General features: G+C 66.7%; 12 protein-coding genes. 11 read left to right on the forward strand and 1 reads right to left on the reverse strand.

Annotated elements, in window-relative coordinates; genetic code table 11:
* Positions 1-71 precede the first annotated feature (71 nt).
* The 8 genes from prmB (at position 72) to XAXN_RS12010 (ending at position 8,922) form a co-directional block, all read left to right on the forward strand.
* On the forward strand, positions 72-998 hold the full coding sequence (gene prmB, locus XAXN_RS11970) for a 50S ribosomal protein L3 N(5)-glutamine methyltransferase (protein ID WP_054319704.1): 927 nt from the start codon (positions 72-74) through the stop codon (positions 996-998).
* Between the two features lie 10 nt (positions 999-1,008).
* Complete coding sequence (aroC, locus tag XAXN_RS11975; protein WP_054319705.1) at positions 1,009-2,112, forward strand: chorismate synthase; 1,104 nt, start codon at positions 1,009-1,011, stop codon at positions 2,110-2,112.
* Complete coding sequence (locus XAXN_RS11980) at positions 2,105-3,178, forward strand: 2-hydroxyacid dehydrogenase (RefSeq protein WP_054319706.1); 1,074 nt, start codon at positions 2,105-2,107, stop codon at positions 3,176-3,178. The genes aroC and XAXN_RS11980 overlap by 8 nt, the downstream gene beginning before the upstream one ends.
* A gap of 84 nt (positions 3,179-3,262) precedes the next feature.
* A complete protein-coding gene (locus XAXN_RS11985; RefSeq protein WP_054319707.1) occupies positions 3,263-4,288 on the forward strand; it encodes an aspartate-semialdehyde dehydrogenase in 1,026 nt (341 codons plus the stop codon).
* 676 nt (positions 4,289-4,964) lie between these two features.
* On the forward strand, positions 4,965-6,908 hold the full coding sequence (locus tag XAXN_RS11995; protein ID WP_485129856.1) for a motility hub landmark protein FimV: 1,944 nt from the start codon (positions 4,965-4,967) through the stop codon (positions 6,906-6,908).
* Complete coding sequence (locus XAXN_RS12000; protein WP_054319709.1) at positions 6,905-7,312, forward strand: VOC family protein; 408 nt, start codon at positions 6,905-6,907, stop codon at positions 7,310-7,312. The genes XAXN_RS11995 and XAXN_RS12000 overlap by 4 nt, the downstream gene beginning before the upstream one ends.
* Positions 7,313-7,483: 171 nt before the next feature.
* Positions 7,484-8,257, forward strand: a complete 774-nt coding sequence (gene truA, locus XAXN_RS12005; protein ID WP_054319710.1) for a tRNA pseudouridine(38-40) synthase TruA — start codon at positions 7,484-7,486, stop codon at positions 8,255-8,257.
* Entirely contained in the window at positions 8,254-8,922 is a 669-nt protein-coding gene (locus XAXN_RS12010; RefSeq protein WP_054319711.1) for a phosphoribosylanthranilate isomerase, read from the forward strand. The genes truA and XAXN_RS12010 overlap by 4 nt, the downstream gene beginning before the upstream one ends.
* 175 nt (positions 8,923-9,097) lie before the next feature.
* Here the strand turns inward: XAXN_RS12010 and XAXN_RS12015 are convergent, their stop codons facing one another.
* Positions 9,098-10,024 carry a LysR family transcriptional regulator gene (locus XAXN_RS12015; RefSeq protein ID WP_054319712.1) on the reverse strand — a complete coding sequence of 309 codons (927 nt, stop codon included), beginning with the start codon at positions 10,022-10,024 and terminating at the stop codon, positions 9,098-9,100.
* 105 nt (positions 10,025-10,129) lie between these two features.
* Between XAXN_RS12015 and trpB the strand changes: the two genes are divergently transcribed.
* The 3 genes from trpB to trpA are packed head-to-tail and all read left to right on the forward strand — an operon-like array spanning position 10,130 to position 12,622.
* Positions 10,130-11,347 carry a tryptophan synthase subunit beta gene (gene trpB, locus XAXN_RS12020; RefSeq protein ID WP_042822946.1) on the forward strand — a complete coding sequence of 406 codons (1,218 nt, stop codon included), beginning with the start codon at positions 10,130-10,132 and terminating at the stop codon, positions 11,345-11,347.
* A 44-nt stretch (positions 11,348-11,391) separates the two neighbouring features.
* Complete coding sequence (locus XAXN_RS12025) at positions 11,392-11,772, forward strand: hypothetical protein (protein WP_054319713.1); 381 nt, start codon at positions 11,392-11,394, stop codon at positions 11,770-11,772.
* A 43-nt stretch (positions 11,773-11,815) separates the two neighbouring features.
* A complete protein-coding gene (trpA, locus tag XAXN_RS12030) occupies positions 11,816-12,622 on the forward strand; it encodes a tryptophan synthase subunit alpha (protein ID WP_054319714.1) in 807 nt (268 codons plus the stop codon).
* Positions 12,623-12,664: the final 42 nt, after the last annotated feature.

The following is a 12,664-nucleotide window of genomic DNA, read 5'->3' on the forward strand; positions in this document are numbered from 1 at the left end:
CAGTGCAACAGACGCTCATGATACCGATCCGACCTCTATAATCGGGGACCGATTCCTGTTTAGTTGTTGCCATGACTGCCGCCGCGGCCGACGAACTGCACACCATCATCGACCTGATCCGCTACGGCACCAGCTGTTTCAACGCAGCCGGTCTGACCTTCGGCCACAGCTACGACAATGCGTTGGACGAAGCCACCCAACTGGTCCTGCACAGCCTGCATCTGCCGCACGATCTGGGCCCCGCTTATGGCCAGGCGCGCTTGCTGCGCTCGGAAAAAGAGCAGGTGCTCGGTCTGTTCGAGCGCCGCATCACCGAGCGCGTGCCGGCCGCTTATCTCACCGGCGAGGCCTGGTTTGCCGGCCTGAGTTTCAAGAGCGATGCGCGTGCGCTGGTGCCGCGTTCGCCGATCGCCGAACTGATCGAAGCCGGCTTCGAACCCTGGCTGGGCGGTCGCGAAGTGTCGCGCGCGCTGGACCTGTGCACCGGTTCGGGCTGTATCGCGATCGCGATGGGCCACTACAACCCGCAGTGGGATGTGGATGGCGTGGACATCAGCGATGATGCGCTGGCGCTGGCCGCCGAAAACAAGGCGCGCCTGCATGCCGACAATGTCACCTTGCTCAAGTCGGACCTGTTCACCGGTCTGGGCGGTCGCCAGTACGACCTGATCGTCACCAACCCGCCGTACGTCACCAACGACGAAACCGACGCGCTGCCGCAGGAGTATTCCTACGAGCCCGAACTCGGCCTGCGCGCCGGCGACGATGGCCTGGACCTAGTGCTGAAGATCCTGCGCGATGCGCCGCAGCACCTGAGCGAAGACGGCTTGCTGATCTGCGAAGTGGGCGAGTCCGAGCAGCACCTGGTCAAGCTGCTGCCGGAAGTGGATCTGGCCTGGGTCGAGTTCAAGGTGGGGCAGATGGGCATTTTCGCGGTGGAATGCGGCGAATTGATCGCCCACGGCGCCCGCATCGCCGAGCTGGCCGCGCAGCGATGAGCCTGCGCGCATGAGTGCCAATTCGTTCGGCAAGCTGTTCACTGTCACCACCTTTGGCGAGTCGCACGGGCCGGCAATCGGCTGCGTGGTCGACGGCTGCCCTCCCGGCCTGGAGCTGGCGCCCGAAGAGTTCGCTCACGACCTGCAGCGCCGCGCCAGCGGCAAGAGCCGGCACACCTCCGCGCGCCGCGAGGCCGACGAGATCGAGATCCTGTCTGGCGTGTACGAAGGCTGCACCACCGGCACGCCGATCGGCTTGCTGATCCGCAACACAGATCAGCGCAGCAAGGACTACAGTAATCTCGCCCAGCAGTTCCGTCCCGGCCACGCGGATTACACATACTGGCAGAAGTACGGCATTCGCGATCCGCGCGGCGGCGGGCGCTCGTCGGCGCGCGAGACCACCATGCGTGTGGCCGCTGGCGTGATCGCCAAGAAGTGGCTCAAGCAACGGTATGGCGTGCTGGTACGCGGTTTCCTGTCGCAGCTGGGCGAGATTCGTCCCGCTGGTTTCGATTGGGATGCGGTGGAAGACAACCCGTTTTTCTGGCCGCATGCCGCGCAGGTGCCGGAGCTGGAAACCTACATGGACGCGCTGCGTAAATCCGGCGATTCGGTCGGTGCACGCGTGGACGTGGTGGCCGGCGGCGTTCCGGCAGGCTGGGGCGAGCCGATCTACGGCAAGCTCGATGCCGAACTGGCCGCTGCGCTGATGAGCATCAATGCGGTCAAGGGCGTGGAGATCGGCGACGGCTTCGCCAGCGCAGCGCAGAAGGGCACCGAGCACCGCGATCTGATCACCCCGGAAGGCTTTGTCAGCAACCATGCTGGCGGCATCCTGGGCGGAATCTCCACCGGCCAGGCGGTCACCGCCTCGATGGTGCTCAAGCCCACCTCCAGCCTGCGCCTGCCCGGCGCCACGGTGGATGCCGACGGCAGCGTGGTCGATGTCATCACCACCGGCCGGCACGACCCGTGCGTGGGCATCCGCGCCACCCCGATCGCCGAGGCGATGATGGCGCTGGTGCTGATGGACCAGGCGCTGCGCCACCGTGCGCAGTGCGGCGATGTGGGTGAGGTGTCGCCACGCATTCCCGGTCAGGTCGATGTCTGACCGCCGGCGCGCCAAGGTGTGGGTCAGCCAGCCGCTGTTCGACGATGTCGTCGCACAGCTGGGCGAGCATTTCGAGTTGACCACCACCAAGCAAGTCAGCGCGTATTCGTCGGCCGAGCTGGCTGCGCAACTGGCACCGCTGGACGGTGCCCTGATCACCCTCAACGAGCGTATCGGCGCGGCCGAAATCGCGGCGGCGCCGCAGCTGCGCGCCATTGCCAATGTCGGCGTGGGCTACAACAATCTCGACATCGACGCCTTGAGTGCGGCCGGCATCCTGGCCAGCAACACGCCGGACGTGCTCACCGAAACCACCGCCGATCTCGGCTTCGCGCTGCTGATGGCCACCGCGCGCCGCATCACTGAATCCGAGCGCTGGCTGCGTGACGGGCAGTGGGGGCAATGGTCGTTCAAGACCATGCTCGGCGCCGCTATCCACGGCAGCACGCTCGGCATCCTTGGCATGGGGCGCATTGGCCAGGGCATCGCCCGGCGCGGCGCGCACGGTTTCGGCATGCGCGTGCTGTATCACAACCGCAGCCAATTGCCGGCCGCCACCGAACAGGCGCTAGGCGCGCAGTACGTGGATTTGGAGACGTTGCTGGTGCAGTCCGATCACCTGGTGCTGGTGTTGCCGTACACCAAGGACTCGCACCACATCATCGATGCGGCGGCGCTGGGCAAGATGCGCCCTACTGCCACGCTGGTGAATATCGCCCGCGGTGGCATCGTCGATGAGCTGGCGCTGGCCGATGCACTCGCGAACGGGCGTCTGGCCGGTGCCGGTCTGGATGTGTACGAAGGCGAACCCCGCGTGCGGCCGGAGTTGCTGGCGCTCAATAACGTGGTGCTCACCCCGCATATCGGCAGCGCCAGCCTGGCCACGCGCCGCGCGATGGTGCAACTGGCGGTGGACAACCTGATCGCTGCGCTGGGCCAGGGCCCGCATGCCGGCAATCCGCCGAGCGCGCTCAATGCCACTGAGGTTGCCGCTGCCAAACAGGGCGGCACCGGCGTGGACGCGAAAAAAACCGCCGTCACCGGCAGCATTTCTACCAAACGATAGGGAACCTCCGCGGCCAGTGTTGGAGGTTCCCCGAACCCAGCGCGCAGTGCTTACTTCTTCCCCTTTTCGATAAAGATAAACCTCATGAGCAACGAAAACCGTCGTTTCAACGTCGCGGTCGTGGGCGCCACCGGCGCTGTCGGCGAGACCATGCTGAGCATCCTGGCCGAGCGCAACTTCCCGGTCGCCACGCTGTATGCGCTGGCGTCGGCGCGCTCGGCCGGTGGGCAGGTGGAGTTCAATGGCAGCAAGGTCGACGTGCTGGACCTGGCAGAGTTCGACCCCACCGGCGTGGATATCGCGTTGTTCTCTGCAGGCGGCAGCGTGTCCAAGGAATACGGCCCCAAGTTCGCCGCCGCCGGGGCGGTGGTGATCGATAACTCGTCGGCGTTCCGCTACGACGACGACGTGCCGCTGGTGGTCTCCGAGGTCAACCCGGAGGCGCTCAAGCAGCGCTCGCGCGGCATCATCGCCAACCCCAATTGCTCCACCATGCAGATGCTGGTGGCACTGGGCCCGATCCATCGCGCCTACGGCATCGAGCGCATCAACGTGGCGACCTACCAGTCGGTCTCCGGCGGCGGGCGTTCGGGGATGGAAGAGCTGGGCAAGCAGACCAGCGAGCTGCTGAGCTTCCAGGACATCGACCCGCAGCGGTTCCCGGTGCAGATCGCCTTCAACCTGATCCCGCACATCGACGACTTCCAGGACAACGGCTACACCAAGGAAGAGATGAAGCTGGTTTGGGAAACCCGCAAGATCCTCGGCGACGACAGCATCCAGGTGAACCCCACCGCGGTGCGCGTGCCGGTGTTCTATGGCCACTCCGAAGCGGTGGCGATCGAGACCCGCGACAAGATCACCGTCGAGCAGGCGCGTGCCCTGCTGGCTGCATCGCCGGGCGTGGAAGTAGTGGACGAGCGCAAGCCCGGCGGCTACCCGACGCCGGTCACGCACGCCTCTGGCAAGGACGCGGTGTTCGTCGGCCGCATCCGTGAGGACTTCTCGCATCCGCGCGGCCTGAACCTGTGGATCGTCTCCGACAACATCCGCAAGGGCGCCGCGCTCAACGCCGTGCAGCTGGCCGAACTGGTCGCACAGGAAGGCTAAGGGGCACGACAAAAACGACCGCGTAGCCGCCATGTGGGCGCGTGGTCGGTGCACGGTGGGTCAGGCATCACCCGGCCCCTGCGGTACTGGGCGCGCCACCCGCACCTGCATGACGACTGGTGACGGCGGGCTATCGGCGCGCCAAACCAGCCGTACACGTGCTGGAGCGTGCGGGCGCGCGATGTGCTTCCCAGGGCGGCTCACCGCGCGCAAGCGCTGCGGCAGGGTGCAGGCCGACGCATGTAAGGTCGGCTCGATTTTCAACCAAAGGCCAACCTGCAGGCGCGCTGCCCATCGCGTGCCTGCAGGCATGCGCAGGTGCGCATGTCGCCTTATATCGCTCGCCCTGCGCATTGAAGGACCTTGCAGCTTGCGCTGCGCAGTCTTGCTGACCGCCTCTCACACATTCCGTTGCCGGCTCCGTCGACGCGCCATTGGCGCCATGTCATGGCATCACGCATCTCGTGCTTCGCACCACGCAAGCTGCCGATAAGCCGTTGCGCGCTTGATGCATCGCGCAGTGTGATCGCCCATGCGTGCTTGCCGGTTGCAGTGGCCACGCCTGCATGTCGCACTGCGGCAGTGCCGCTGTCGTAGCGCTCTGCAGCACGGTGCCGACTTTTTCGCTCATCCAGCGGCTATATTGATGCCCATGAAACATAGGGGCGGGGGCGCGATGCGTCCGATACAAGGGATAGGTGCGTTGCTGCTGATGGCCTGCAGCGGCGCTGCAATGGCATTGGGACTGGGCGATATCCGGGTGCTGTCCAAGCCCGGGCAACCGCTGGTGGCCGAGATCCCGGTCATCTCCAACGAGCCGGGCGAACTCGACAACGCGCGCGTGGCACTGGCATCGGCCACCACCTTCGCGCGGGTTGGCCTGGAGCGTCCGCAGGGGCTGGTCAGCAATCTGCAGTTCCAGTTCGCGCAGGACGCGCGCGGGCGGGCGGTGATCCGCGTGACCAGCAGCCAGGCGGTGGACCAGCCGGCGATCAACTTCCTGATCGAAGTGGAGTGGGGCCAGGGCCGGCTGGTGCGCGAATATTCCGCCTTGGTCGATGCGCCCAACACCGCGGCCGCCATCGCCGAGCCGGCCATCGAAGCGCCGCGCGCCGGTTCCAGCAATGCGATTGCACGCGAGCCGGCGCCGGTCGCCGAGCGCGCCGCGCAAGACAATGCCAGGGCCGAACCGGCCGCGCGTGCAACTGCCGGTGCGTCTGCTGCGTCCGCCACGCAGGCCGGCGATGCGTTGCCGGCCGTGCGCGCGGGCCAGACCTTGTCGGAGATCGCCGCGGTGGTGGCGCGTTCCAGCGGGCATTCGCTGGACCAGACCATGCTGGCGTTGCTGCGCACCAACCCGGACGCCTTCATCAACGGCAACATCAACCGCCTGAAGCAGGGCGCGGTGCTGCGCACGCCGCAGGAAGACGCGCTTGCCCAGGTCGGCGCGGCCGAAGCGGCGGTGATGGTGCGCGAGCAGGCCGCCCAGTGGCGGCAGGCGCGATCGGCGGTGCCGCAACCGGCCGAAGCCGGCGCTTCCGCTGCCGCAACGCCGCCGCCTGCCACAGAGGCCGGCAACGGCGCGCGGCTCGAAATCGCCCCTGCAGTGGCGAGTCAGACCAACAAGGCCGGCGTCACGTCCGGCACCAGTGCCGAAGGCGAGGGCGAGATGGCGGCCAATCAACAGTTGCAACAGGCCAAGGAAGACATCGCCACCCGCGATGCGGAATTGCAGGACCTGCGGACCCGCGTGGCGGATCTGGAAAAGCTCAAGCAGCAACAGCAAGCGCTGATCGCCATGAAAGACAGCGATCTGGCGGCCGCGCAAAAACGCCTGTCGGAAACCCCTGCGGCCGCACAACAGGGCGGCGGTTTTCCGCTGTGGTTGATTGGCGGGTTGGTGTTGATCATCGCTGCCGTGGTGGCGTGGCTGGCTGCGCGCCGCCGCAAACCCTCACCGCTGCCGCCGTTGCCGCGCCGGCAGTTCGACTTCGTCCTGCCTGGCGCACCGGTGCAGGCCGCCGAACCGCAAGACGCGACGCAAACCACCGAGCCCAGCGAGCGCGATGTGGTGCACGAGACCGAATTCGAGCAGGCCGATCTGCGCGACGAAGAGCGCGCCCATGACGCGCACCAACCGTTATCGGACGTGCTGCGTCGCGAGCCGCCGTCCGAACCGACTGCTGCGCCCATGGCGGTCAGCAGCGACGATTGGCGCGCGCTGCGTGCCACGCCGCCGGTGGTGGCAACGCCGCCGCAGCACATCGCGCCCGTCGACGAGGCACAGGCTGCGCCGCACCCGACGCCCGAGGCTGTGGAAACGCGCCACACAGATGTCGCGCCCACGATGCGCGATGTCCCGTCTACGGCTTCCCCTGTCGCGGTGGCTACGCAAGACAGCCTGGATGTCGAGCGTCCGCCTGCGACACCGAGTGCCGCGCCCAGCCCGTCGGCCAGTCGGGATGTCGCATCTGCCGGACGCGATCGCCTGGAACTGGCAGTGGCCTACATGGACCTGGGCGACAAGGACACCGCGCGCGGCCTGCTGCTGGAAGTTGCCGCCATCGGCGACGACGCCACGCGCGCCGAAGCGGCCGAGCTGCTGGAACGCCTGGCATGAGCCCGGCGATCGATCGCCTCGCCGCGCAGGCAAGCGCCGCACGCGAACGCCGGATCGACTATGTGGAGTTCGCCTCGATCGACCCGGATGCCAGTCGTGCGTTTTTCGAAGCGGTGTTCGGTTGGCAATTCCAGGCCTATGGCCCGGATGACCTGGCCTTCAACGATGGCCGCCTGGACGGCGGCTTCTACCGTGCAGACGCGCCAGCGCCGGCCGAGGGTGGGCCATTGGTGGTGTTGTATGCCGACGCGTTGGCCCCGGTGGTGGAGCGCGTGCGGGACGCAGGCGGGGAGATCGTCAAGGCGGTATTCGGCTTTCCGGGCGGCAGCCGGTTTCATTTTCGCGAGCCCGGTGGCAGCACCTTGGACGTGTGGTCCGAGCGTAGCGTCGCGTCCAACGACTGACCACGCGCCTGCGCGCTGGCCGCACGCGCCTCGTCGTGCTCGGCACGGGGCGATGCTGCTCTTACACTTCACCTTCTTTGCAGCGGCGCGGCTGTGCTGGCAATCGCCTGCGATGGCGGTGGCATGACCGGCGCGCGGATTTCATCGATTCATTACATAGGGCAGATACCGATGCGTTACGCGCTGGGCGTGGAGTACGACGGCAGCGAGTTCCAGGGCTGGCAGCAGTTGGGCGAGCATGGCGGGCCGAGCGTGCAGGCCAGCCTGCAGGCGGCCTTGTCATCGGTCGCCGATGCGCCGGTGCAGGTGGTCTGCGCCGGGCGCACCGACGCGGGCGTGCATGGCGAATGCCAGGTGGTGCATTTCGACAGCGACGCACGCCGCGAGCCGCGTGGCTGGATGCTGGGCACCACTGCGCGCCTGCCGCCGTCGATCGCGGTGCGCTGGTGTGTGCCGGCAGCCGATGGCTTCCATGCGCGCTTTTCCGCGCGCGCGCGTCGCTACCGCTATCGCCTGCTCAATCGGCAGATTCGCCCGGCACTGTATCGGCAGACCCTGAGCTGGGAGCGGCGCCTGCTCGATGCCGATGCCATGCATGCGGCAGCGCAGGCCTTATTGGGCGAGAACGATTTCAGCGCGTTCCGCAGCGTGCAATGTCAGGCCTTGCACGCGCGCCGTCACCTGCAGGCCATCCACGTGCAGCGTATCGGCGAGGTGGTGGAGGTGCAGGTCCAGGCCAATGCATTCCTTCATCACATGGTGCGGAATATTGTGGGTTCGCTGATTTTGGTCGGGACCGGCGAGCAGCCGGCCGACTGGATCGCGACGTTGCTCGCCGGACGCGACCGCACTGTGGCCGGCCCGACAGCGCCGCCGCAGGGTCTGGTGTTTATCGGACCTCTGTATCCTGCAGAGTGGCATCTGCCTGCTGAGGTGACCCAATGAATCGATCGCTGTACCGCACCCGTATCAAGTTTTGTGGCATGACCCGCGCCGGCGATATCCGGCTGGCCGGCGAGCTGGGTGTGGACGCGGTAGGTTTCATCTTTGCGCATGGCAGCCAACGGCGCGTGGCACCGGCCGAGGCGCGTGCGATGCGCCAGGCCACCGCGCCGATGGTCGATGTGGTGGCCTTGTTCCGCAACAATTCCAAGGAAGAGGTGCGCGAAGTGGTGCGCACCGTACGCCCGACCTTGTTGCAATTCCATGGCGAGGAAGACGACGCGTTCTGCCGTAGCTTCAACCTGCCGTATCTCAAGGCGGTGCCGATGGGCAGCAGTGGCGTGAATGGCGAAGACGCCAACGCGCGTACGCTGCAATTGTCCTATCCCAATACCGCTGGTTTTCTGTTCGACAGCCATGCGCCCGGCGCGGGCGGTGGCACGGGCAAGACCTTCGACTGGTCGCGCCTGCCCACCGGCTTGCATCGTCCGTTCCTGTTGGCCGGTGGCATCAACGCCGACAACGTGTTCGACGCCATCGTGGCCACGTTGCCCTGGGGTGTGGACGTTTCCAGTGGCGTGGAGTTGGCGCCTGGCATCAAGGACGGTCACAAGATGCGCAAGTTCGTCGAGGAAGTACGGCGGGCGGATTGTCACGACATGTCGTGAGCGTGATTGGGATTCGGGATTCGCAGCAGCGGCTGCACCTGGGCGCCTTAAGCGCTCCATATTGCTCGCAGCGCCACTGCGTCAGGTTCCACTCGACAGTTGCGTCACTCTGTACGCGTTCGCGTTGGGCCGGTACTAGCGATGCAGTGATGTGGCGATCGTGCGCGATGGCGGCTCAACTTGTTGCCACATCCATGATTGACGAGGTGTGCTGGTCTGTCGCCAGCGCTTGTCCTAGCCAGCCGGCCAACCGTTCGATGCGTGGATCCGGGTTGCGCTTGGCGGCGCACAGTACCCAGCGGCCATGCGTGGCGCTGAATCCCCATGGCGCCAGCAGGCGTCCGGCCGCCAGGTCCGCAGCGACCAACGGCTGCGGCGCAATCGCGATTCCAAGGCCAGCGGCAGCGGCTTCCAGCAGATACACCAGATGTTCGAATTCAGTGCCGAAGCGCAGGGCTGCAGGCGCCAGCCCGTGCGCCTGTGCCCATTCCGGCCAGGCCTGCGGGCGCGAGCGGGTGTGCAGCAGCGCGTGATCGCCGAGCGCGGCCGGGTCGCTCCCCTCGATCTGCAAGCTTGATGCGAGCTGGGGGCTCAGCACCGGCCCGATCCACTCCACGCCCAGCGTGTGCACCTGCCATTCGCTCGGCCAGGGCGGGGTGTCCAGCAGCAGGGCGGCATCCAGACCGTCCAGGTCCGGGCCAGGCGGCTGTTCGCTGGCCGACAGATGCAGGCGCACATCAGGTAGCTCGTGCTGCAGCAGTCCCAGGCGCGGAATCACCCAGCGCGCCAGCAAGCTGCCCGAACACCCCAGCACCAGCGGCGCTTCGGCGACCGGGCGTTGCAATGCCGCCCAGGCTTGACCAATCACGCCAAAGCCTTCGCCGGTGGCATCGCGTAGCCGAACACCCGCCGCGGTCAGCACCAGGCCACGGCCCTTGCGCGCGAACAGCGCGGTGCCCAATGCCTGTTCCAGCGAACGCACGTGCCGGCTGATGGCGCCATGGGTCACGTGCAATTCCCCGGCTGCACGGCTGACGCTCTGCAAGCGCGCGGCAGCTTCGAACGCACGTAGCGCCGCCAGCGGAGGAAGCAAGGTGCTCATATGTGATTCCAGGTCACAGGTTGCGGCAATCTTATCGATTTATCGCATGTCGCGGCTGCGCTAGAGTGACGCCTCTCGGATGACGCATCGCTTCAGAGGATTTCCATGTCGGCCCAGCCCATCAGTGACTTTTACGCTTATCCGGATGCTGCCGGCCACTTCGGCAAGTTCGGGGGACGTTTCGTCGCCGAAACCTTGATCGGCCCGCTGCAGGAACTGTCCACCGCCTACGACCAGGCGCGGCAGGATCCGGGTTTCATTGCCGAATACGACAAGGACCTCAAGCATTATGTCGGCCGCCCCAGCCCGATCTACCACGCCGAACGGCTCAGCCGTGAAGTGGGTGGGGCGCAGATCCTGCTCAAGCGCGAAGACCTGAACCACACCGGCGCGCACAAGATCAACAACACCATCGGCCAGGCCCTGCTGGCCAGTCGCATGGGCAAGACCCGCATCATCGCCGAGACCGGCGCCGGCCAGCACGGCGTGGCCAGTGCCACCGTCGCGGCACGCCTGGGCCTGGAATGCGTGGTCTACATGGGCGCCACCGATATCGAGCGGCAGAAGATCAACGTCTACCGCATGAAGTTGCTCGGCGCCACGGTGATCCCAGTGACCTCCGGCTCGGCCACGCTCAAGGACGCGCTCAACGAAGCCATGCGCGACTGGGTGACCAATGTGCGCGACACCTTCTACATCATCGGCACCGTGGCCGGCCCGGACCCGTATCCGCGCATGGTGCGCGACTTCAACGCCATCGTCGGCCGCGAGGCGCGCGAGCAGATGCTGCAAGACTACGGCCGGCTGCCGGATGCGATCAGTGCGTGCGTGGGTGGCGGCAGCAATGCGATCGGTCTGTTCCATGCCTTCCTCAACGATCCGGGCGTCAAGATCTATGGCGCCGAAGCGGCCGGCGATGGCATCGCGACCGGCCGCCATGCCGCCTCCATCGCGGCTGGGCGCCCGGGCGTGCTGCACGGCAACCGCACCTACGTGATCTGCGACGACGACGGCCAGATCACCGAGACCCATTCGATCTCCGCGGGACTGGATTATCCCGGTGTAGGCCCGGAGCATTCGTTCCTGTCCGACAGCGGTCGCGCGGTCTACCAGGGCATCACCGACGACGAGGCGATGGCCGCCTTCCATTTGCTCGCGCATACCGAAGGCATTCTGGCGGCGCTGGAGTCCAGCCATGCGGTGGCGCAGTCGATCAAGCTGGCGCGCGAGCTGCCCAGGGATGCGTTGGTGTTGTGCAACCTGTCCGGGCGTGGCGATAAGGATGTGCATACCATCGCGGCGCGCGAGGGCATCGCGCTTTAAGCGTGGCTGCGGCTAACGCTCTATCCGGATGCAGGGATGCGGCGATGCTCGAAGGAATGATCCAGTTGGTGGCCGAGGTGCTGCTGCAGGCCTTGGCCGAGCTGCTGGTCGAACTGGGCCTGCATTCTGTCGCCGAGTCGTTCGAGCGCAGGCCCTCGCCTGGGCTGGCGGCAATCGGCTACGCAATCCTGGGTGCACTGCTTGGCGCTGCCAGTCTGTGGCTGCTGCCGCAGCACCTCACGGCGACCCACGGCGCGCGACTGGCAGCGGTAGTGATCGCGCCAATGGTCGCCGGTGGGCTGATGGCCGCGCTTGGTGCGTGGCGAGCGCGGCGCGGCGACCCGGTGTTCCGCATCGATCGATTTTCCTACGGCTACCTGTTTGCGCTGTGCTTTGCACTGATGCGGTATTTCTTTGCCACCTGAGGTTCCATGGCGGCTGGCTTTCCTCCCTTGTTCGAGTGATTTCATGCGTCGTATCGATTCCCGCTTCGCCGAGCTGCGTGCCAACGGGCGCAAGGCACTGATCCCCTTCATCACCGCAGGCGACCCATCGCTGGAAGCCACCGTGCCGGCGATGCACGCGCTGGTGCGCACCGGTGCCGATGTGATCGAGCTGGGTGTGCCGTTCTCCGACCCCATGGCCGACGGCCCCACCATCCAGCGCAGCTCCGAGCGTGCGCTGGGGCGTGGTGCCGGCCTGGCCTATGTGCTGGAAGCGGTGCATGAGTTCCGCCGCGAGGACGCCGTTACCCCGGTGGTGCTGATGGGTTACCTCAACCCGATCGAGATCCATGGCACGCGACGCTTCGCCGAAGCCGCGGTCGCCGCGGGCGTGGATGGTGTGCTGCTGGTCGACCTGCCGCCGGAAGAAGCCGGCGAAACGCGCACCATCTTCACCGAGGTCGGGTTGGCGCTGATCGCATTGGCCTCGCCCACCACCAGCGAGCAGCGCCTGGACATGCTGTGCAGCACCGCGCAGGGCTATCTGTACTACGTCAGTTTTGCCGGCGTCACCGGCGCCTCCAATCTGCTCGACACCCACGCCGCCAGCGACCGCCTGCGCCAGTTGCGCCAGAGGGCCGGAGCGCCGGTGGTGGCCGGCTTCGGCATCAAGGACGCGGCCAGCGCCGCTGCCATGGCCGTTGATGCCGACGGCGTGGTGGTGGGCAGCGCCCTGGTGGCGGCCCTGGCCGAAGCGGGGGGCGTCCGCAGCGCGCGCGAACGCGCCGAAGCCTTCCTGGCGCCGTTGCGCCAGGCGCTTGACCAGGAATGAGAACGGAGCGTCTCTCTCACGCCTAGGTGTTCAGTCCCGGCA

It is taken from the genome of Xanthomonas axonopodis, from assembly GCF_001304695.1.
Classification (GTDB): Bacteria; Pseudomonadota; Gammaproteobacteria; order Xanthomonadales; family Xanthomonadaceae; genus Xanthomonas; species Xanthomonas axonopodis.